Consider the following 21,098-nt stretch of genomic DNA (forward strand, 5'->3'; position numbering starts at 1 on the left):
CGCCCCGCCGGTGTCCTGAGGCGATCCGCCCGCCCGAGGCCCGCGGGCCGCGCCGGGTCAGGGCGTGCCCGTGATGCCGCCGTCCACCCGCAGCTCGATGCCGTTGACGTAGTCGGCCAGGGGGCTCGCGAGATACAGCACCGCGCCCGCGATGTCCTCGGCGCGCCCCAGCCGCCCCACGGGATTGGGCGCGTACCGGGCCGCCGCGTCCGCCGCGGTCTCGCCGCGCTCCTCGAACATCCGGCGCATCGAGGGCGTCTCGATGACGCCGGGGCTGACGCAGTTCGCCGTGACGCCCGTGCCGGCCAGGTGCCCGGCCAGGCTGGTCGTCATGTTCACCACGGCGGCCTTGGCGGCGGAGTACTCGACCATGTTGGGCAGCGGGGTCCGCACCGCCTGGGTACCGATGTTGATCACCCGGCCCCAGCCGTGCGCGCGGAGCGAGGGCAGCAGCGCCTGAGTGAGCCGCGCCGCCGAGAACACGTTCCCCTCGAACGCCGTCCGCCAGTCACCGGGCCGTACGGAGTCCCAGTCGTGCTCCACGAACGGCCCGGCGTTGTTGACCAGGACGTGCGCCCCGAAGTCGCGCGCCGCGCCGGCCACCCGCTCCACGCCGTCGGGCTCACCGAGATCGCCGAGCACCACGTCGGCGCGGACGCCGTGGTCCGCCACCCGGCGCGCGACCTCGGCGGCGGCGTCCGCGTTCCGCCCGTGCACCAGCACGTCACAGCCCTCTGCCGCCAGCATCCCGGCGACCGCGGCCCCGATGCCGCCGCTGCTCCCCGTCACCACCGCGCGCCGTCCGGCCAGTTGAAGATCCATACGGGAGACCCTACGGGCCGGGGGCGGGGGAGGGCCGGGGCTTGTGGGAGGCGGGTGCCTGCGACGGGAGGCGACGCCCGGCGAGGTGGGGGGAGCCGGCGAGGGGATCCGGCGGCGTTGTCAGTGGTGCGTGGGAGAGTGAGGGAACACGAGATCGCAGCCGTGCGAAACAGCGGACGATCGCGTGCGACACGGGGGACGCACCACCGAAGGAGGCCGCATGAGCTGGCACAAGGAACCACTGGTCGGCTTCGACCTGGAGACGACGGGCACCGACGTCGAGACCGACCGGGTCGTCACCGCCGCCGTCGTCCGGCTCGACGAGACGGGAGCGGCGGCACCGGCACTGAGCTGGGTCCTCGACCCGGGCGTGCCGATACCGTCCGAGGCCTCGGCCATCCACGGCTTCTCGACCGACTACGTGCGGCAGCACGGCCGTCCGGCCGCCGTGGGCCTGGCGGAGATCACCGAAGCGCTCGCCGCCGCGCTGGGCGCGGGCCTCCCGCTCGTGGTGATGAACGCCCGGTACGACCTCTCGCTGCTGGACCGCGAGTGCCGGCGGCACGGCGTGGAGCCGCTGTCCGACCGGCTCGGCACGGACCCGGCGCCGGTCGTCGACCCGCTCGTCCTCGACAAGCACCTCGACCCCTACCGGAAGGGGAAGCGCACCCTCCAGGCGCTGTGCGCGCAGTACGGCGTGGCGCTGGACGCGGCGCACGAAGCGGGGGCGGATGCCGTGGCCGCGGTCGGCGTGGCCCGCCGAATAGGCGCGAAGCACCCGGAGGTCGCCGGGCTCACCCTGCCCGCCCTGCACGCCCTCCAGCGCAAGGCGGCGGCGGACCAGGCCGCCTCCTTCCAGCGCTACTTGCGCCGTACGAGCAACCCCACGGCCCATGTGGAACCGGCCTGGCCGCTGATACCGCGGGGGTGAGGCGCAGCGCGAGCGAGGACGGGGCTCAGTGGCGGTGGCTCAGCACGTTGACCACCCGGCCGTTGGGGTCCCGGACGAAGAAGCGCCGTACGCCCCACTCCTCGTCCTGCAACGGGTGGACGATCTCCGCGCCCTTCTCCCGCATGGCCTCGTAGGCCGCGTCCACGTCCTCCACCTCCACGCTCAGGTCGGGGACGACCGGTCCCGTCCGGTCGGCCGTCATGAAGCTGACCTGTGCGGCCGGGTGGGAAGGGGAGGCGAGCGTCGTGATCCACCCCAGGTTCATGACCTCCTCGAACCCCAGCAGCCCGTAGAAATCCCGGCTCTCCTCCATCGCCTCGGAGGCGACATTGGGCACGACACGGCGAACGGCCATCGATGACTCCAGAGGAGAGGACGCGAGGAACGCGAGGATGCGGCGGGGACGCGAGGGGTGAGAGGACGCGAGGACGCGAGGAACGCGAGTACGCGGGGGGGTGAAAGGGCGAGCGAACGACGGGGAGCGGGGGAGCGGGGGAGTGCGGGCGGGCGAGGCGGAGGTGGTGGCGGGGAGGGTGGGCGAGGGGGAGGGGGAGAGGGAAGGAGAGGTTCGTTACGAGTGGAGCGGGGGCGGGGGCTCGGTAGGGACCAGGGTCAGGTAGGCGATGCCGAGGAGGTCACGGTAGCCGCTGAGCCAGGATTTGCGGTGCGTGTCGGCGCGTTCGCGGGTCTCGGGGGCCAGCGGGTGGCCGGGATGAGCGGCCAGCCATTCCTCCACGTCGCTGCGGTAGGCCGCCTCGAACGTCTCCCACTCGTCGCTGTTCGCCGTCTCCACCCAGGCCGGCCGGAAGCCGGCGTCGACGGCGAGGTCGACCAGTTCCGCCAGGCTCACATGCTCCTCGGCGGTGGCGCCCGGCCACATCCGGGCCAGTTCCGGCGTGGCCGGCGGGCGCTGCCAGAAGCCCTCGCCGTACAGCACGCGGCCGCCGGGGGTGACGAGGCGGCGCAGTTCGCTCAGTACGGTGCGGAAGTTGTTCGGTGTCTCGGGGCCGCTCACGGCGTGGCCGGCGCCGAGGCACAGTACGAGGTCGGCGGGGCCCCTGGCCGTCCCGTGCCCGGACTCCTCGGCGAACTCCACGCGGTCGGCGAGTCCGCGGGCCGCGGCGTTGGCCCGGCCCCTGGCGAGGTCGTCGGCGGCGAGGTCGATGCCGAGCCCGGTGGCGCCGGGCGTGGCGTCGAGCACCCGCAGCATGAACTCGCCCCAGCCGCAGCCGATGTCGAGCACGGTGGCCGGGCGGGCGGCGGCGAGCCGCTGGATCATCCGCCCGGCGCGTTCCTCGGACAGCGGTCCGTGGAAGTCGAGCCGGGTGAGTCGCGGCGGCCCGTCACCGGCCGTGGACGCCGGCTGTGCCCTGTCCGCGGGGGCCGGCGGTGTCGCGTCTGCGGAGGCCGACTGCGCTGCGTCCGCGGGGGGCGGCGGTGTCGCGTTCGAGGGTGCCGGCCGTGTCGCGTTCGCGGGCGGTGTGGGACGCACGGGAGGCGTGGTGTCGGGCATGGGGCGGGACGCTAGTGCTTGGGAGGGCGCCGGCGGTACCGAATAAACCGCGGTACCGCGCCGCTCCGCCGGGACCGCTGTACCGCGTCGTTCTGGCGGGACCGCGGTACTGCCTCGTCCCGCTGGGACCGCTGTGCCGCGTCGCTCCACCGGGGCCGCGATGCCCTGTCGTTCCGCCGGGGTGTCAGACCGCCGGGGTGTCAGAAGGGGTACCAGCGCACCGAGGCGTCGCCTTCTCGGAGGGAGGCGATGCGGCTGCGGAACTCCTTCAGGGCCGCGGGGTTGCCCGGGGCGTGCTGGGAGACCCAGGCGCAGCTCGCGGTCTCGCGGGAGCCGCGCAGTACGGCACAGCCCTCCCAGTCCCGTACGTCCCAGCCGTAGGCCCGTACGAAGGTGTCGTACGCCTCGGCACCCAGGCCGTACCGGTCGCGGCTGAGGGCCATGACCACGAGGTCGTGCTCGCGCAGGTCGCGGGAGAAGGTCTCCAGGTCGACCAGGACCGGGCCGTCGGGGCCGACATGGACGTTCCGCGGCAGCGCGTCACCGTGGATGGGGCCGCGCGGCAGGTGCGGCTCAAGGGCCGTCGCCGCGGCGGCGAAAGCGTCCCGGCGGCCGCGCAGGTACTCCGCGTCCTCCCGTGACACCGCGTCCCCCGCCAGCCGCAGCCAGCGCTCCACGCCGCCCAGCAGCTCCCGCCGGGGCAGCTCGAACGGCGGCTCGGGCAGGGCGTGCACCCGCCGCAGCAGCTCGGCGAGGTCGGCGGGTCCGGCGGGGCGTATCGGCTCGGGCAGCCGCTCCCAGAAGGTGACGGGGTGGCCGTCCACCAGCCTCGCCCCGGGCTCGGCCGCGCGCACCGCCGGCACGCCCGACTCCGCCAGCCAGCGGGCCACCCGCAGCTCCCGCTCGGCGCGGGCGAGCAGTTCGGCGCTGCGGCCCACCCGGATCACGGGGCCGCCGTCGCCGAGCGCGAAGACGGCGTTCTCGCCGAGGGCGAGCAGCTTGGCGTCCGCCGCGGCTTCCGGCCGTCCGGCCGTGGCCAGCACCTCCCGTGCGCGCGCCTCCGTGAAGGGCGTGCCCGGCACGGAACCGGCTCCGCCACTCGCCTCGGTCATGCTGCTGCCTCCTGCGCTCCGTGAGCACCCCGGTGCTCCGACCGCTCCGGTGTCTCGATCACCCACAGTCTCTCAGGCGGGTCCGACAACCCACCCGCGGCGGGCCACGCACCCCAGGACGTCTCCGCCCCCCCCCGTCCAGGACGGCTCCGACACCCCATCCCCAGTGGGCCACGCTCCCTCAGGACGTCTCCGCCCGCCCCCCCGGAGGGCTCCGTACCCCGGCACCCGATCCGAGCCCCGTCCGCTCGGGGACGCCTCCCACCTGCCCACGCGACGCCTCGACGCAGGAGCGCGACGCCTTGACGCAGGAGCGGGGGGGTAACGACGATGACGTCGGCTGTCCGCGCGTACGGGCGTGCGCGGCCGTTCCGTATCGGATGTACCGGTCGTTTCGGGCCGAGCCGCGTCAAGGAGCCCCCGCCGTGACCCTCGTGACCGCGCCACGGCGGTCCGCCCGCCGACCGGCCGGTGCGGGACCGCGCCGTGACCACGGCGTGTGGTTCCTCGTGCTGCCCGCGCTGATACCGATCCTCGTGCTGAGCGTCGGCCCACTCCTGTACGGAGTGTCGCTGGCCTTCACGGACGCGCAGTCGGGGCGTACCGAACCCACCCGCTGGGTGGGGCTGCTGAACTTTGGTGACCTGCTGAAGGACACCCTGTTCTGGGAGTCCTTCCGGATCGGGCTGGTCTGGGCGGTGGGCGTCACCGTCCCGCAGTTCTTCCTCGCGCTGGGCCTCGCCCTGCTGCTCAACGAGAAGCTGCGGCTGCGCTGGCTGGCCCGGGCGCTGGCCATCGTGCCGTGGGCGATGCCCGAGGTCGTGGTCGGCATCATGTGGCGGCTGGTGTACCACCCGGACGCGGGCGTGCTGAACGACACGCTGCGCACCTTCGGGTTCGGCGGCGGCCACGACTGGCTGAGCGGCCTGGCGACCGCGCTGCCCGCCGTCATCGTCGTCGGCGTCTGGGCCGGTCTGCCGCAGACCACCGTGCCGCTGCTCGCCGGCCTGCAGAACGTGCCGCGCGAGCTGCACGAAGCGGCGGCCATGGACGGCGCGGGCGCCTGGCGGCGGTTCCGTACGGTCACCTGGCCCGCGCTGCGCCCGGTGGCGCTGGCCATCACCGCGCTGAACTTCATCTGGAACTTCAACTCGTTCGCGCTGGTCTTCGTGCTGACGGACGGCGGCCCCGGCGGGCGCACCCGGCTGCCGATGCTGTTCGCGTACGAGGAGGCCTTCCGGTACGGCCAGTTCGGGTACGCGGCGGCGATGGGGCTCGCCATGGTCGCCGTCATCGCCGTCCTGCTGGCCGTCTACCTGGCAGGCCGGCTGCGGACCGAGGAGGACGCCCGATGACCGGTCCGATGACCGCCCGTCGCCGGCGTGCCGCCGCGGCCCGTACGGGCCAGTACCTCGCTCTGCTCGGCTATCTGGTCTTTCTGCTGGTGCCCTTCCTGTGGCTGGTGTCCACGGCCTTCAAGCCGCCGCGCGAGCTGGGCAGCATCGACCCCGGCTGGATCCCGCACGACCCCACCCTCGGGAACTTCCGGGCCGCCTTCGCCGAGCAGCCGCTGCTGCGCTCCGCCGCCAACAGCCTGCTCGCGGCGGCCGGGGCCGCGGTGCTGTCCGTCGTGGTGGCCACGCCGATGGCGTACGTCCTCGCACGTTTCCGGACCCGGGCGGCGCGGGCGGCGACCGGGTGGGTGGTGGTCAGCCAGGCGTTCCCGCTGGTCCTGGTCATCGTTCCGCTGTTCCTGCTGCTGAAGGCGGTGGGCCTGGTGGACTCGCTCGGCGGGCTCACCCTCGTGTACCTCGTGTGGTCGCTGCCGTTCGCGCTGTGGATGCTCACCGGGTACGTACGGGCCGTGCCGGCCGAGCTGGAGGAGGCGGCGGCCGTGGACGGGGCGGGCCGGGTCCGCACCCTCGTGTCCGTGACCGCGCCGCTCCTCGTGCCCGGGATCGTCGCCACCGGGCTGTTCGCCTTCATCACCGCCTGGAACGAGTTCTTCTTCGCGCTCGTTCTGCTCAAGTCGCCGGAGAAACAGACGATGCCGGTCGTGCTCACGCACTTCCTCGGCGCCGAGGGCGTCGCCGACCTCGGCCCGCTCGCGGCCGCCGCCCTCCTCGCCACCCTGCCCGGTCTGGTCCTCTTCGCCGTCATCCAGCGCCGCATCACGGGCGGCATGCTCGCCGGGGCGGTGAAGCACTGATGCCCGCGCCCACGACGGCCGCCGCGGCGCCCGCCCATGCCCCGCTGCGCCGGCGTACCTTCCTGAGCGCCGCCGCCTCCGCGGGGGCCGCCTCCCTGGGGAGCGTCGGCGCGGGGGCCCTGCTCGCCGGGTGTTCCGGTGGGCGTGGCGCGGCGGCGGGGCGGCGGCCGCTGCGGTTCCAGTCGCTCGCCTGGCAGGCGGAGTCCGTGGCGGCCAACAAGGCGCTGGTCGAGGAGTGGAACCGGCGGCACCCGCGTACCCGCGTCGAGTACGTGCAGGGCGCCTGGCCCACCGTGCACGACCAGTTGCTGACCGCCTTCGAGGGCGGCGAGGCGCCCGACATCATCCACGACGCCTCCGACGACCTCGCGGACTTCGCGTACGGCGGCAGCCTCGCCGACCTCACCGGCCTGCTGCCCGACCGGCTCACCGCCGACATCCCGCGGCACAGCTGGCGGACCGGCACGTTCGACGGGCGGGTGTACGGCGTGCCGTTCCTCCAGGAGCCGCGCGTCCTGATCGCCAACCGGGAGCTGCTGCGCGCCGCTTCCGGGGTGCGCGTCCCCACGCCGGAGGAGCCCTGGAGCTGGGCGGAGTTCCGGGCGGCGGCCGAGCGGCTGAGCCGGGCCGGGGGCCGCACGGGAGGCCGGGACGAGGGCCGCGAAGGGGGCGGCGGAGAAGGCCGCGCAGACCGCCGGTACGGAGTGGCCTGGCCGCTGAAGGAACCGGTGTCGGCCACCCTCAACCTCGCGCTCTCCACCGGCGGCCGGCTCTTCCACCGCCGGGCCGACGGCAGGGCCGAGGTCCGGTTCGACGCCGCCGACCAGGTCGTCCCGCGGACCATCCACGACCAGGTGAACGTCGACGGCAGCGCGGCACGCACCACGCTGGGCATGGGCGGCTCGGACACCCTCCCCGGCTTCTTCGCGGGGCGGTACGCGATGGTGCCGCTCGGGTTCTCGTACCGGCAGCAGATCGTTCAGCAGGCCCCCGAGGGGTTCGACTGGACGGTGCTCCCGGCCCCGGCGGACGGCGCTCCGGCCCAGGGCGTGAGCCCGCAGACGCTCTCGATCTCCGCTGACTGTCCGCGGAAGGAAGCGGCGATGGCCTTCATCGCCTTCCTGCTGGAGCCGGCCAACATGGCGCGCCTGGCGCTCGGCGACTGGATGCTGCCCACGGGCACGACCGCGCTCCGGGACCCGCGGCTGCGGGTGCGGAAGTACGGCTGGGCCACCGGTACGGCGCTGGCCGGCTCGCTCCACGCGGCGCCGGCCCAGTCGGTGCGCGGCTACCCGGAGTGGAAGGACAAGATCGCCACGCCGGGGCTCCAGGAGTACTACAGCGGAGCGATCGGGATGACGGAGCTGCGGGGCCGGCTCGTCGAGGACGGCAACCTCGTGCTCGCCCGGTATCAGCGCTGAGCCTTGTCCACTCCCAGAAGGCAATTATTTCCTCATGTTGCTGCAATGTGACGGGAGTTGAGGCAACCAGAGCCAAGTCGAGCGCTCAATTTGACCGAGTGTGACGGTATTTGCATTTTTGCAAGGTTGTTGCCTATGTCACACCGGCGGGGGGCCCTTGAATTGGACGCGTCAATCAGTCAGGGTTTCGAGCCAGCCCGGCGGAGATCTTCTCGTTTCTCCGGGCGATCACGCAACGCTTTCCCCCCACACCACGAACGAGGAGAACCCTCGCCATGGCTCACAAGCGTTCCAGCAAGAAGCGGCTGATCACCGGCATAACCGCCGTAGTCGCCGCCACCGGCATCGCGGCCGTCACCGCGGTCACCGCCGACGCCTCCCCCGCCGAGGGGAAGATCTACGGAGCGAGCGCCAAGTCCGCCGTCAGCGGCAGCTACATCGTCATGCTCAAGGACCAGGCCCGTACGGCGGAGAGCAAGGACCTCGCCGCGGAGTACGGCGGCAAGGTCAAGCGCACCTACGGCTCGGCCATCGACGGCTTCTCCGCCACCGGGCTGAACGAGACCGAGGCCAAGCGGCTCGCCGCCGACCCGGCCGTCGACAAGGTCGTCCAGAACAAGAAGTTCTCCATCGACGGTACCCAGGACAACCCGCCTTCGTGGGGCCTGGACCGCATCGACCAGGAGGACACCGCGGGCGACAAGAAGTACACCTACCCGGACAGCGCGGGTGAGGGCGTCACCGCGTACGTCATCGACACCGGCGTGCGCACCACGCACAAGGACTTCGAGGGCCGCGCGTCCTCCGGCTTCGACGCGGTCGACAACGACGACGACGCGAACGACGGCAACGGCCACGGCACGCACGTCGCCGGCACCATCGCCGGTGCCGCGCACGGCGTCGCCAAGAAGGCCAAGATCGTGGCCGTCCGCGTGCTGGACGACCAGGGCTCCGGCACCACCGAGCAGGTCGTGGCGGGCATCGACTGGGTGACCAAGAACCACAAGGGCCCCTCGGTCGCCAACATGTCCCTCGGCGGCGGCGCGGACGAGGCGCTCGACACGGCCGTGCAGAAGGCCGTCGAGTCCGGCGTCACCTTCGGTGTCGCGGCCGGCAACGAGTCCACCGACGCCGGCCAGGGCTCGCCGTCCCGCGTCAAGGAGGCCATCACGGTGGCCGCCAGCGACAAGGACGACAAGCAGGCCGAGTACTCGAACTACGGCAGCGTCGTCGACATCTACGCCCCCGGCACCGACATCACCTCGGACTGGAACGAGGGTGACGACGCCACCAACACCATCTCGGGCACCTCGATGGCCACCCCGCACGTCGTGGGTGCCGCCGCGGTCTACCTGGCCGGTCACCAGGACGCCAAGCCCGCCGACGTCGCCAAGGCGCTGACCGACGGCGCCACCCCGGACAAGATCTCCAACCCGGGTGAGGGCACGCCGAACAAGCTGCTGAAGATCGTCGAGTAGGTTCTCTCCGACGACGCCCGGCCGGGAGACCGGCCGGGCACCGCCGCCGGCCGCCGCGCTCGCCCCCACGGGGCGCGGCGGCCGTCGGCGTCGAGTGCCGGAAGCGGAGTGCGTAGCATGGCGCCTGTGGCGCACACGGTGGGTATCAAGGATGTGGCACGCCAGGCCGGCGTCTCCATCGGCACGGTCTCCAATGTGATCAACCGTCCCGACATGGTCGCGAGGGAGACCAGGGAGCGGGTGCAGGCGGCGATCACGACGCTCGGCTACGTCCGCAGCGAGTCGGCGCGCCAGCTGCGCGCGGGCCGCAGCCGGATCATCGCGCTGCTCGTGCTGGACATGGCCAACCCCTTCTTCGTCGACGTCGCGGCGGGCGCTGAGCGCGCCGCGCGCAAGGCGGGGCTCGGCGTGATGCTGTGCAACAGCGCCCAGAGCCCGGCCGAGGAGTCGGACTATCTCTCCCTCTTCGCCGAGCAGCAGGTACGCGGCGTGATGATCACCCCGGCCGACCTGACCGGCGGCACGCTCGCACGGTTCCGGCCGCGCGGCATCCCGCTCGTCTTCGTCGACCGCGTCCTCGGCAGCGGCGAGGGCTGCTCGGTCTCCGTGGACGACGTGGCCGGCGGCGCGCTGGCGGCCCGGCACCTCGTCGAGCAGGGCCACGAAGGGCTGGTCTACATCAGCGGGCCGATGTTCCTGACCCAGTGCCAGGACCGGCGTACGGGGGCACTGCAGGCGCTGCGCGAGGCGGGTCTGCCCGAGTCGGCGCTGCGGCACATCGAGACCGAGCGGATGGACGTGGCGGCGGGCCGGGACGCGGCCGCCCGGCTGCTGGGCATGTCGCCCCGGCCGACCGCTGTGTTCTGCGCCAACGACCTGCTCGCCCTCGGGGCCTTCCAGGCGCTCTACAACGCCGGGGTGGCGGTCCCCGACGACATCGCCCTGGTGGGGTACGACGACATCGAGTTCGCCGCGGCCGCCGCCGTGCCGCTCACCTCCGTACGGCAGCCCGCCCGGCAGATGGGCCGGACGGCGGCCGAGATGCTGATCGAGGAGACCGGCGACCAGGCGGAAGCGCACGAGCACCGCCAGGTCGTGCTCGCGCCGGAGCTGGTGGTCCGCGCTTCCACCCTCCCGGGCCGCGCCTGAGCGTCCGCGCCCCGGACCGCCGTGCCGAAGTGCCAAGCTTGAAGGGCGTGGCATGGCGGTGACGGACCGAGGAGGCGGGATGAGCACCGAAGCGTGGGTCGTCGTGGTGGTCGCGGGGGTGCTCGCCCTGGCGACGCTCGTCCTCGCCGTGCGCCTCCTGGTGCGGCTCGTCCGCGCCCGCGGGCTGCTGCGTGAGGCCGGCATCCCCGTGCAGAACAAGGCGGTGTTCTGGGGCGCCGTCCTCTACCTCGTCTCCCCGGTCGACCTGCTGCCGGACCCCGTGTACCTCGACGACATCGGCATCCTGCTGCTGGCGCTCCGCTCGCTGCACAGTGCGGCGGCGTCCGCGGGGCTGCGCACCCGCCGCGACTGACGCCCGGCCCGCACCGGCCGCGGCAGGCACCCGCGGCCGCCGCGGCCGGGCCGGTCAGCGGGCCGTGTCCGGCACCGGCACGCCGAAGTCGGGCGTACCGTCGGCGCGCCAGCCCAGGGTCTGGACGCGGGTGTGCCGGTTGGGGTCGTTCAGGGGGTCGCCGGTGATGTCCTTGTACTGCCGCGCGTGGTACACGAGGACGTCGGTGCGGCCGTCCTCGGCGACCGTGAAGCTGTTGTGCCCGGGGCCGTACTGGCCGGTGGTGTCGTTGCTGGTGAAGACCGGTACCGGGGACTTGGCCCAGGAGGCCGGGTCGAGCAGGTCGGCGCGCGCGTCCGCGGTCAGCAGCCCCATGCAGTAGTTGCTGTCGGTGGCGCTGGCGGAGTACGTCAGGAAGACCCTGCCGTTGCGCACGAGGACCGAGGGCCCCTCGTTGACCTTGAAGCCGATGGTCTCCCAGTCCAGCGTGGGGGAGGAGAGCCGTACCGGCGGGCTGCCGAGCGTCCAGGGGTTGCGCAGCCGGGCGAGGTAGAGGTTGGAGTTGTTCACGATGCCCGGTTCCTGCTGGGCCCAGACCAGGTAGCGGACGCCGCGGTGGGTGAAGGTGGAGGCGTCGAGGGAGAAGGTGTCCCAGGCGGTGGTGAGCCGCCCCTTCTCGGTCCATGTCCCCTGGAAGGGGTCCGGGTGGCTGTTCTCCAGGACGTACATCCGGATCCTCCAGATGTCCTCGGTGCTGCCCGCGGCGAAGTAGATGTACCAGCGGCCGTCGATGTGGTGGATCTCCGGGGCCCAGATGTGGGCGCCCATCTCGCCGGTGGTGTGCTTGCGCCACAGCACCGCTTCGGAGGCGTCCGCCAGGCCGCGCAGGGTGCGGGAGCGGCGCAGGACGATGCGGTCGTACTCCGGGACGGTCGCGGTGAAGTAGTAGAAGCCGTCGGTGTGGCGGTGGATGTGCGGGTCGGCGTGCTGCCGGACGAGGGGGTTGGGGTACGGGGCCGCTGGGCGGTGCCGGCCGGCGGCCGCGGCGTGTGCCGTGCCCGGCAGCGCGGCGGCGCCCACGGCCAGCGTGCCCAGCAGGACGCCTCTTCGGGTGGGTGCGTGCATGGTGCTCTCCTCCGTGGTCGGCGGGGCGGCCGCCGGTCGGGCGGCCGCCCCGGGAACGTCAGCCGCGGTTCTTGATCCGCAGGAAGGTGACCGAGTCGGCCGGGAAGGTGTACGTGAACTGCCGGCCGACGCCGCGCAGGGTCGAGGTGCGGGGTGCGATCGGCTGTGCCTCGGCGGTGTTCTCCGCGTCCGGGTCGCCCTGGAGCGTGGTCAGGCGGGCGGTCGGGGACGCCGGCCGGGCGCCGAGGTCGATGCGGGTCCGGGCGGCCGTGTCCTGCGCGTTGACGACCTTGACGATCAGCTCGCCGGTCTTCCTGTCCTCGGTCACGACCTGGCGGAACGGCTCGGCCTCGGCGTCGTCGGTGAACTCGCCCCACTTCTCGCCGTCGAGGTAGAGGGTCACCTGCCGGCCGCGCACCTCGACCTCGATGTCGTAGGCCCGGCCGGTCTCGATCGTCGTGGTGTCCTCGGTCAGCGTCTGCTTGGCGCCGCCGGTGGTCTTCTCCACGGCGGAGCGGGTGTTGCCCCAGCCGCCGAGGTTCCACCAGTAGTGGTTGCCGGTGTCCTGGACGCCGAAGGCGACCAGGAAGCCCTCCTTGCCGGACTTCTTGGTGGCCTTCACGTGCAGGTCGTAGTTCTGCCAGCCGGTGTCGCCCGCGGTGACGAGGGTGTTCTCGGCCGCGGCGTCGGACTGGACGTACGCGCCGTCCTCGACCTGCCAGCTGCCGCGGCCGGCCGCCGCGGTCCACTTGTCGGCGCCGCCCGAGAAGTCGTCGCCGAACAGCGCCTTCCCGTCCGCGCCGGTGACCCGCACGTCGTCGTACGCGGCCGTGGTGGCCCAGGTGGAGAGGCCGACGGCGCCGGTGATCGGGGCTGTGGTGGCCGGGGTGCCGGAGGCGGTGCTCGGCACGACCCGGTCGCCGGTGTTGTTCATGAACAGCTTCTGGACCTCGTAGCTCGTCGAGCCCCAGGACTTCCGGCCGTCGAACCAGATCATGTCGGGACGCCACTGCACGGAGTCGGTGCGTGCGAGCAGCGGGGCGTACGAGGCCAGCTCGACCACGTCGGCGTTGCGTTCCAGGCCCGTCATGAACGCGGCCTCGGACAGCGCGTTGCGGAACCGGTTGTCCTGGGAGGCGTACTCACCGAGGAAGACCTTGGGACCCTCGCGGTCGTAGGAGTCGTAGCGTGCGTTGTTCTCCAGGAACCACTGCGGGCTGTTGTAGTAGTGCTCGTCGACCATGGCGACGCCGGCCTCGCGGTTGAGCTGCCAGGCGCGGTCGAAGGTGGTGCCGCTGTCGTCGGGCCCGGAGTTGCTGATGACCGTGATGTCCGGGTGCTTCGCCTCGATGGCGGCGCGGAACTCCTTGAAGCGGGCGAAGAACTCGTCGGGGAGGTTCTCCTCGTTGCCCACTTCGAGGTGGGTGAGGTGGAAGGGCTTCGGGTGGCCCATCTCGGCGCGCTTCCTGCCCCACTCCGAGGTCACCGGCCCGTTGGCGAACTCGATCAGGTCCAGGGTGTCCTGCACGTGCCGCTTCAGCAGCGCCGGGTCGTCGGTGGCCTTGTTCTGGCCGCAGCCGGTGACCAGCGCCGGGACGACCGGCAGCGGCATCGCGCCGATGTCCTCGGCGAACTGGAAGTACTCGTAGTAGCCGAGGCCGTAGGACTGGTTGTAGCCCCAGAAGTTGGCGTTGGTGGCGCGCTGCTCGACGGGCCCGACGGTGTCCTTCCACTGGTACGAGCGCTTGCGCTGGTACCCGGACGCCTCGTCGTACCCCTCGTGGCTGCCGGTGTTGACCAGGCAGCCGCCGGGGAAGCGGACGAAGCCGGGGTCGAGCGCGGCGATCTTCTCGGCGAGGTCCTTGCGCAGCCCGTTCGGGCGGCCCTTGTAGGTGTCCTTCGGGAAGAGCGAGACCATGTCGAGCGCGGCCGGCCCGTCCGTGGCGACGGCCAGCCGGCCGGTGGTGCTCGCCCGGGTTGCGGTGAACGCGGCCGTGTACTTGGCCCAGCCGCCCCGGACGGCGACCTTGCGGGCGCGCGCCAGCTCGCCGTCGGCGTCCCGGAGGGTGACGGTGAGGGAGGTGGCGCGGTCGGCGCGGGCCCACACGGAGAAGTGGTACTGCTCGCCCGCGCGCACGGTGATGCCGGTGCCGTAGCCGGAGTTGGTGACCGAGGAGCCGGCGCCCAGCGCGAGGTAGGTGCGGTTGCGCGCGTTCAGCCGGCCGTCGTCGTTCACGACCTTCGCCGATCCGCTGGTGTCCCACGAGGTCAGCGGCGTGTACGCGGCGTTGTCGGCGGTGGCGTACTCGAACGAGCGGTTCTGGAGGAGTTCGGCGTACAGACCGCCGTCGGCGGCCCGGTTGATGTCCTCGAAGAAGACGCCGTACATGGTGTCGTCGATGGCCGGGCCCCGGCTGCCCGGGTCGACGTCCAGGGTGTAGTCGGTGACGTCCGCCGCCGCCGGGGGAGCGGCGAGGGCGGGCACCGCGAGCGCGACGGCCAGCGCCCCGGTGAGGAGGGCGAGCCGGCCGCGTCTTCGTGGCCGGGGCCGGGCGGCGGGTGCGGGTGCCGTGGTGGGCATGTGCGCTCCTGACGGGCTGTTCGAAATACCGGACAGTGCTCGGGATATCGCCCGGTGAGAATGGCGTCAGCTCTGTCGCCCCGTCAACACCCCTGCGTATCCGGGAAATCCGTGCCGTGACCGTTGACACCGCTCGCGTCGTGGCATTACCTGTCTCGCAGCATTTCGAACGTCTGACGAAATCTCGAACATGAAGCAGTCGGACACCGCGAGCCGTGAAGGGGCACTTCCCGTGCGCATCACCGGAATCACCACTCATGTCGTCGGAACGCCCTGGCGCAACCTGACGTACGTCCAGGTCCACACCGACGAGGGGCTCACCGGCGTCGGCGAGACCCGCATGCTCGGCCACACCGACGCGCTGCTGGGCTACCTCCGGGAGGCGGAGGCCAACCACGTCCTGGGCTCCGACCCGTTCGCCGTGGAGGACCTGGTGCGCCGCATGAAGTACGGCGACTACGGGCGGGCCGGCGAGATCGTGATGTCCGGCATCGCCTGCGTGGAGATGGCCTGCTGGGACATCAAGGGCAAGGCGCTGGGCGTGCCCGTCTGGCAGCTGCTGGGCGGCAAGGTCACCGACAAGGTGAAGGCGTACGCCAACGGCTGGTACACCACCGAGCGCACCCCGGAGGCGTACCACAAGGCCGCGCAGGCGGTCGTCGAGCGCGGCTACCGGGCCCTGAAGATCGACCCGTTCGGCACCGGTCACTTCGAACTCGACCACCAGCAGACCGTGTACGCGGTCTCCCTGATCGAGGCGGTACGGGACGCCATCGGGCCCGAGCGCGAACTGATGCTGGAGATGCACGGCCGGTTCAGCCCGTCCACCGCCGTCCGGCTCGCGCACGAGATGGCCCCCTTCAAGCCCGCGTGGCTGGAGGAGCCGGTGCCGCCGGAGAACCTCAAGGCGCTGGAGAAGGTCGCCGCCAAGGTCGACATCCCGGTCGCCACCGGCGAGCGCATCCACGACCGCATCGAGTTCCGCGAGCTGTTCGAGTCGCAGGCCGCCGACATCATCCAGCCCGACGTCGGCCACCTCGGCGGCATCCTGGAGACCCGCAAGCTCGCCGCCACCGCCGAGACCCACTACACCCTGGTCGCGCCGCACAACGTCGGCGGCCCGGTGCTCACCGCCGCCTCCCTCCAGGTCGCGGGCTGCACCCCCAACTTCAAGATCCTGGAGCACTTCAACGACTTCGCCGACGCGGAGATCAAGAAGGTGGTCAAGGGCGCCCCGCAGGTCGTCGACGGCTACTTCGAGCTGCCACAGGCACCCGGCCTCGGCGTCGAACTGGACACCGAAGCGGCCGCCGAATTCCCGCAGCAGCAGGCCCGCTTCGACCTCTGGGCGGAGGGCTGGGAGAAGCGCGACCCCGCCGGGACCGGCCGGTGACCGGCCGCGCGCTCGTCCTGGACGGGCCCGGCGCCTGCCGCCTCACCGATGCCGCGCCGGCCGCACCCGGGCCCGGCGAGGTACGCGTCGCGGTGCACGCCTCCGGGATCTGCGGCAGCGACCGCGAGCTGTGGGAGGGCCACCGGCCCGCCGGCTACGTGCGGTACCCGGTGGTCCCTGGCCACGAGTGGTCCGGCACGGTCGAGGCGGTCGGCGCCGGCGTACCGGAAGCCCTGCTCGGCCGGAGGACCGTCGGCGAGGGCTTCCGCAACTGCCAGGTGTGCGCCCGCTGCCACGCGGGCGAGACCACGCTGTGCACGGCCGGGTACGAGGAGACCGGGTTCACGCAGCCCGGTGCGATGGCCGACACGCTCGTGCTGCCCGCCCGGCTGCTGCACCCGCTCGCCGACGGGGCCGACCTCACGGCCGCCGCGCTGCTGGAGCCCGCCGCCTGCGTCGCGGCCGCCGCGCTCAAGGCGGAGGCCCGGCCGGGGGACCGGGTGGCGGTGGTCGGCACCGGCACGCTCGGCATGATCGCCGTACAGCTCCTCGCCGCCGCCTCGCCCGCCGAGCTGCTGGCCGTCGGCAGGGGCCGGGAGCGGGAGAAGCTCGCGCTCGGCTTCGGGGCGACGGCCTTCCGTACCGCGGACGAACCGCTGCCGGACGACTTCGACGTGGTCGTCGAGGCCGCCGGGTCGGCCGACGCGGCCCGCACGTCGCTGGGGCTGCTGCGGCGCGGCGGCCGGCTGGTCCTCACCGGCCTTCCGGCCGCGGGCGCCACCGGCCTGGACCCGACCGGCCTGGTGGTCCGCCAGGCCGAGGTGCGGACCGTCTTCGGCGCCCCGCCCGCCGCCTGGGCCCATGCCGTACGCGCCTTCGACGCCGGGCTGCTCGACCTGCTGCCACTGGTCACCCACCGCCTGCCGCTGGACGCCTTCGCCGAGGCGATCGCGACCGCCGGCCGGCCGGGCGCGGGGAAGGTGCTGCTGCACCCGTAGGCACCGCCACCCCGGCCGCCCCGCCCGGCGGCCGGCCCCCGACGTGCTCCGCCCCACCACCGGAAGGAAGACCCACCCATGCCCACCCGCAGACGAGCCGCCGCCCTGGCCGCCGTCCTCCTCATCGGCTCGCTCACCGCCTGCGGCCAGGAGGCCCGCGGCGGCAGCCGCTACCGGCCCGAAGCGGGCAAGGGCGGCACCGTCGGCCTGGCGATGCCCACCAAGTCCTCCGAGCGGTGGATAGCCGACGGCAGGAACATGGCCGAACAGTTCCAGAAGGCCGGGTACAAGACCGACCTCCAGTACGGCGACGACAAGGTCGAGAACCAGGTCGCGCAGCTCGAAAACATGATCACCAAGGGGCACCGGCTGCTGGTGGTCGCCGCCATCGACGGCTCGGCCCTCACCGACGTGATCCGCCGCGCGCAGGACGCCGGCATCCCCGTGATCTCCTACGACCGGCTGATCATGGGCACCACCGGCGTCGACTACTACGCGTCCTTCGACAACGAGCGGGTCGGCGAGCTCCAGGGCCGCTACCTGGTGGACAAGCTCGGCCTGAAGAAGCCGGAGAAGGACTCCGGGGACTCCTACAACATCGAGCTGTTCGCCGGCTCGCCGGACGACAACAACACCAAGTACTTCTGGAACGGCGCCATGAAGGTCCTCACGCCGTACCTGAAGACCGGGCAGCTCGTCGTCGGCAGCAAGCAGACGAAGATGAGCCAGGCCACCACGCTGCGCTGGGACGGCGGCACCGCGCAGAAGCGGATGGACGACCTGATCAGCAAGAACTACGGCGACCAGAAGGTCGACGGGGTGCTCTCGCCGTACGACGGGATCTCCATCGGCGTCATCTCCGCGCTCAAGAGCGCCGGTTACCGGGGCAAGGAGCTGCCGGTGGTCACCGGGCAGGACGCGGAGCTGGCATCGGTGAAGTCGATCATCCGCGGCGAGCAGACCCAGACCGTCTTCAAGGACACCCGTAAGCTCGCCAAGCAGGCCGTGCAGATGGGCAACGCCCTGCTCACCGGCGAGAAGCCGAAGGTCAACAACACCACCGACTACGACAACGGCAAGAAGGTCGTCCCCGCCTACCTCCTCGAACCGGTCTCCGTCGACAAGTCCAACACCCAGCTCCTCGTGGACGAGGGCTACTTCACGGCGGGGCAGCTCAAGTGACGGGCCACGAGGACCGCCCCGTACTGGAGATGCGCGGCATCACCAAGACCTTCCCCGGGGTCACGGCCCTGTCCGAGGTGAACCTGACCGTGCGGGCCGGGGAGATCCACGCGATTTGCGGCGAGAACGGCGCGGGCAAGTCCACGCTGATGAAGGTCCTCAGCGGGGTGCACCCGCACGGGAGTTACGAGGGCGAGATCCGCTTCGCGGGTGAGCCGGTGGCCTTCAAGGACATCAACGCCAGCGAGCGGCGCGGCATCGTGATCATCCACCAGGAGCTGGCGCTCGTCCCCTTCCTGTCCATTGCCGAGAACATCTTCCTCGGCAACGAGCAGGCCCGGCGCGGCGTCATCGACTGGCCCACCACGCTCAGCGGCGCCGCGAAACTGCTCAGGCGGGTCGGGCTGCGCGAGAACCCGCAGACCCCCGTCGCCGACATCGGCGTCGGCAAGCAGCAGCTCGTGGAGATCGCCAAGGCGCTGTCCAAGGAGGTCCGGCTGCTCATCCTCGACGAGCCCACCGCGGCCTTGAACGACGAGGACAGCGCCACCCTGCTCAGCCTCATCCGGGAACTGCGGGACCAGGGCATCGCCTGCATCATCATCTCCCACAAGCTCAACGAGATCCGGGAGATCGCCGACACGGTGACGATCCTGCGCGACGGCCGCACCATCGAGACACTGCCCGTCCGCGCGACCCCCGAGGCCGCGCCGGAGCTGTCCGAGGACCGCATCATCCGCGGCATGGTCGGACGCGACCTCGACCACCGCTTCCCCGACCGCACCGCGTACGAGGGCGAGGACGCCGGGCAGGTCGCGCTGACCGTACGGGACTGGACCGTGCGGCACCCGGTCGACCGGACCCGCAAGGTCGTCGACGGCGCGTCCCTGTCCGTCCGGCGCGGCGAGATCGTCGGCATCGCGGGCCTGATGGGCGCGGGCCGTACCGAACTGGCGATGTCCGTCTTCGGCCGCTCGTACGGGGTCCACGAGGGCGGCACGGTGACGGTCGGCGGCCGCGAGGTGAACACCGCCACGGTGCCCGCCGCCATCGCCGCCGGCATCGCGTACGTCACCGAGGACCGCAAGCAGTACGGCCTGAACCTCATCGACACCATCCACCGCAACGTCTCGCTGGCCTCGCTGCGCGGCATGACCCGCCGCGGTGCCGTCGACGAGCATCACGAGCGGTCCGTCGCAGAGCGGTACCGCACGTCGATGAACATCAAGGCGCCCACGGTCTTCGAGCAGGTGGGGCGGCTCTCCGGCGGCAACCAGCAGAAGGTCGTGCTGAGCAAGTGGATCCATGCCGACCCCGAGGTGCTGATCCTCGACGAGCCGACCCGCGGCATCGACGTCGGCGCCAAGTACGAGATCTACACCGTCATCGACCGGCTCGCGGCACAGGGCAAGGCGGTGCTCTTCATCTCCTCCGAACTGCCCGAACTGCTCGGCATGTGCGACCGGATCTACACGATGGCCGAGGGCCGGCTGACCGGTGAGGTCGCACGCGCCGACGCCACGCAGGAAGTCCTGATGCGCCAGATGACCATGAACAGAAGCTGAGGCCCGCGATGACGACCACGACCACCCCACCCAAGGACCCCGAGGCGCCGGTCCCGGCCGCCGTCCGCTCGGCCGGTGCGCTGCTGGTGCAGAGCGTGCGGAACAACATGCGCCAGTACGGCATGCTCACCGCGCTGGCCTTCATCGTCGTGCTGTTCCAGATATGGACCGACGGCACGCTGCTGCTGCCGAACAACGTCTCCAACCTGGTCCAGCAGAACAGCTACATCCTGATCCTGGCCATGGGCATGATGATCGTCATCATCGCGGGCCACATCGACCTGTCCGTCGGCTCGCTGGTCGCCTTCGTCGGCGCCATGTCGGCGGTGATGATGGTGAAACAGGACGTGCCCTGGGTCCTGGCACTGGTGCTGTCGCTGGTGATCGGCGCGGTCGCGGGTGCCTGGCAGGGCTTCTTCATCGCCTACGTCGGCATCCCGTCCTTCATCGTCACCCTCGCCGGCATGCTGCTCTTCCGCGGCCTGACGCAGATCGTGCTCGCGGGCCAGTCCATCGCTCCCTTCCCCGAGGGCTTCCAGAACCTCGCCAAGGGGTTCATCCCGGAGATGGGCCCGTACACCCAATACCACAACCCCACCCTGCTCCTCGGACTCGCCGCCGTCGTCTTCCTGCTGCTGCGCGAGTGGCGCGACCGGCGCCGCCAGCTCGCCCTGGAGCTGGACGTGCTGCCCACCGGGCTGTGGGTCACCAAGTGCGTCGCGCTCACCGCGGCCGTCGTCGCCTTCACCCTGACCCTGGCCAGCTTCCACGGCGTGCCGGTCGTGATGCTGGTGATGTGCGCGCTGCTGCTCGGCCTCGGGTACGTCATGCGCAACGCGGTCATCGGCCGCCATGTGTACGCGCTGGGCGGCAACAAGGCAGCGGCGAAGCTCTCCGGCGTCAAGGACAGGCGCGTCACCTTCCTCGTCTTCGTCAACATGGGCGTCCTGGCGGCGCTCGCGGGCTGTGTGTACGCGGCGCGGCTGAACGCGGGCACCCCGCAGGCGGGCCTGAACTTCGAACTGGAGGCGATCGCCGCTTCGTTCATCGGCGGCGCCTCGATGAGCGGCGGCGTGGGCACGGTCATGGGCGCCGTGATCGGCGGCCTCGTCCTCGGCGTCCTCAACAACGGCATGTCGCTGGTCGGCATCGGCACCGACTACCAGCAGGTCATCAAGGGCCTGGTGCTGCTCGCCGCGGTCGGCTTCGACATCTACAACAAGCGCAAGGCCGGTTCGTGAAGCGT

Annotated in this window: 18 protein-coding genes; 12 read left to right on the forward strand and 6 right to left on the reverse strand. The window is 72.0% G+C overall.

Translation table 11 applies throughout. The features are described from left to right. Positions 1-57: 57 nt before the first annotated feature. Positions 58-822: an SDR family NAD(P)-dependent oxidoreductase gene (locus ACZ6WH_RS36430; protein ID WP_469734093.1), complete on the reverse strand. Its 765-nt coding sequence runs from the start codon at positions 820-822 to the stop codon at positions 58-60. A 220-nt stretch (positions 823-1,042) separates the two neighbouring features. Here ACZ6WH_RS36430 and ACZ6WH_RS36435 point away from each other — a divergent pair, with 220 nt between their 5' ends. Next, complete coding sequence (locus tag ACZ6WH_RS36435) at positions 1,043-1,753, forward strand: 3'-5' exonuclease (protein ID WP_432859755.1); 711 nt, start codon at positions 1,043-1,045, stop codon at positions 1,751-1,753. Between the two features lie 25 nt (positions 1,754-1,778). On the opposite strand, the gene ACZ6WH_RS36440 is transcribed toward ACZ6WH_RS36435, so the two are convergent. From ACZ6WH_RS36440 to ACZ6WH_RS36450, 3 genes are all read right to left on the reverse strand, one after another. Then, positions 1,779-2,129, reverse strand: a complete 351-nt coding sequence (locus tag ACZ6WH_RS36440) for a VOC family protein (RefSeq protein ID WP_469734094.1) — start codon at positions 2,127-2,129, stop codon at positions 1,779-1,781. 216 nt (positions 2,130-2,345) lie between these two features. Beyond that, the gene (locus ACZ6WH_RS36445; protein WP_469734230.1) at positions 2,346-3,077 is read right to left on the reverse strand and encodes an SAM-dependent methyltransferase; all 732 of its coding nucleotides are present in this window, start codon (positions 3,075-3,077) and stop codon (positions 2,346-2,348) included. Between the two features lie 410 nt (positions 3,078-3,487). After that, positions 3,488-4,399, reverse strand: a complete 912-nt coding sequence (locus ACZ6WH_RS36450) for an aminoglycoside phosphotransferase family protein (protein WP_469734095.1) — start codon at positions 4,397-4,399, stop codon at positions 3,488-3,490. Between the two features lie 425 nt (positions 4,400-4,824). Here ACZ6WH_RS36450 and ACZ6WH_RS36455 point away from each other — a divergent pair, with 425 nt between their 5' ends. The 6 genes from ACZ6WH_RS36455 (at position 4,825) to ACZ6WH_RS36480 (ending at position 11,029) form a co-directional block, all read left to right on the forward strand. Then, entirely contained in the window at positions 4,825-5,754 is a 930-nt protein-coding gene (locus ACZ6WH_RS36455; RefSeq protein WP_469734096.1) for a carbohydrate ABC transporter permease, read from the forward strand. Beyond that, positions 5,751-6,608: a carbohydrate ABC transporter permease gene (locus tag ACZ6WH_RS36460; RefSeq protein WP_469734097.1), complete on the forward strand. Its 858-nt coding sequence runs from the start codon at positions 5,751-5,753 to the stop codon at positions 6,606-6,608. The genes ACZ6WH_RS36455 and ACZ6WH_RS36460 overlap by 4 nt, the downstream gene beginning before the upstream one ends. Further along, positions 6,608-8,029: an ABC transporter substrate-binding protein gene (locus tag ACZ6WH_RS36465; RefSeq protein WP_469734098.1), complete on the forward strand. Its 1,422-nt coding sequence runs from the start codon at positions 6,608-6,610 to the stop codon at positions 8,027-8,029. Before ACZ6WH_RS36460 ends, ACZ6WH_RS36465 begins: the two co-directional genes overlap by 1 nt. A gap of 275 nt (positions 8,030-8,304) precedes the next feature. Then, on the forward strand, positions 8,305-9,507 hold the full coding sequence (locus tag ACZ6WH_RS36470) for a S8 family peptidase (RefSeq protein ID WP_469734099.1): 1,203 nt from the start codon (positions 8,305-8,307) through the stop codon (positions 9,505-9,507). Between the two features lie 126 nt (positions 9,508-9,633). Further along, a complete protein-coding gene (locus ACZ6WH_RS36475) occupies positions 9,634-10,656 on the forward strand; it encodes a LacI family DNA-binding transcriptional regulator (RefSeq protein ID WP_432859771.1) in 1,023 nt (340 codons plus the stop codon). Positions 10,657-10,735: 79 nt separating this feature from the next. After that, a complete protein-coding gene (locus ACZ6WH_RS36480) occupies positions 10,736-11,029 on the forward strand; it encodes a YkvA family protein (RefSeq protein WP_469734100.1) in 294 nt (97 codons plus the stop codon). A 54-nt stretch (positions 11,030-11,083) separates the two neighbouring features. Here the strand turns inward: ACZ6WH_RS36480 and ACZ6WH_RS36485 are convergent, their stop codons facing one another. Beyond that, positions 11,084-12,133, reverse strand: a complete 1,050-nt coding sequence (locus ACZ6WH_RS36485; RefSeq protein WP_469734101.1) for a glycoside hydrolase family 43 protein — start codon at positions 12,131-12,133, stop codon at positions 11,084-11,086. A 58-nt stretch (positions 12,134-12,191) separates the two neighbouring features. After that, positions 12,192-14,714, reverse strand: coding sequence for an alpha-L-arabinofuranosidase C-terminal domain-containing protein (locus tag ACZ6WH_RS36490; RefSeq protein WP_469734102.1), 2,523 nt, complete (start codon positions 14,712-14,714; stop codon positions 12,192-12,194). Positions 14,715-14,946: 232 nt separating this feature from the next. Between ACZ6WH_RS36490 and ACZ6WH_RS36495 the strand changes: the two genes are divergently transcribed. The 5 genes from ACZ6WH_RS36495 (at position 14,947) to mmsB (ending at position 21,093) form a co-directional block, all read left to right on the forward strand. Continuing rightward, positions 14,947-16,107: a mandelate racemase/muconate lactonizing enzyme family protein gene (locus ACZ6WH_RS36495; protein WP_469734103.1), complete on the forward strand. Its 1,161-nt coding sequence runs from the start codon at positions 14,947-14,949 to the stop codon at positions 16,105-16,107. Beyond that, a complete protein-coding gene (locus ACZ6WH_RS36500; protein ID WP_469734104.1) occupies positions 16,104-17,105 on the forward strand; it encodes a zinc-dependent alcohol dehydrogenase in 1,002 nt (333 codons plus the stop codon). Before ACZ6WH_RS36495 ends, ACZ6WH_RS36500 begins: the two co-directional genes overlap by 4 nt. A 78-nt stretch (positions 17,106-17,183) precedes the next feature. Next, entirely contained in the window at positions 17,184-18,287 is a 1,104-nt protein-coding gene (gene chvE, locus ACZ6WH_RS36505; protein WP_469734105.1) for a multiple monosaccharide ABC transporter substrate-binding protein, read from the forward strand. Positions 18,288-18,316: 29 nt separating this feature from the next. Continuing rightward, on the forward strand, positions 18,317-19,852 hold the full coding sequence (gene mmsA, locus ACZ6WH_RS36510) for a multiple monosaccharide ABC transporter ATP-binding protein (protein WP_469734232.1): 1,536 nt from the start codon (positions 18,317-18,319) through the stop codon (positions 19,850-19,852). A gap of 8 nt (positions 19,853-19,860) precedes the next feature. Then, positions 19,861-21,093 carry a multiple monosaccharide ABC transporter permease gene (gene mmsB, locus ACZ6WH_RS36515; RefSeq protein WP_432859783.1) on the forward strand — a complete coding sequence of 411 codons (1,233 nt, stop codon included), beginning with the start codon at positions 19,861-19,863 and terminating at the stop codon, positions 21,091-21,093. Positions 21,094-21,098 lie beyond the last annotated feature (5 nt).

It is taken from the genome of Streptomyces sp. NPDC050806, assembly GCF_055586425.1.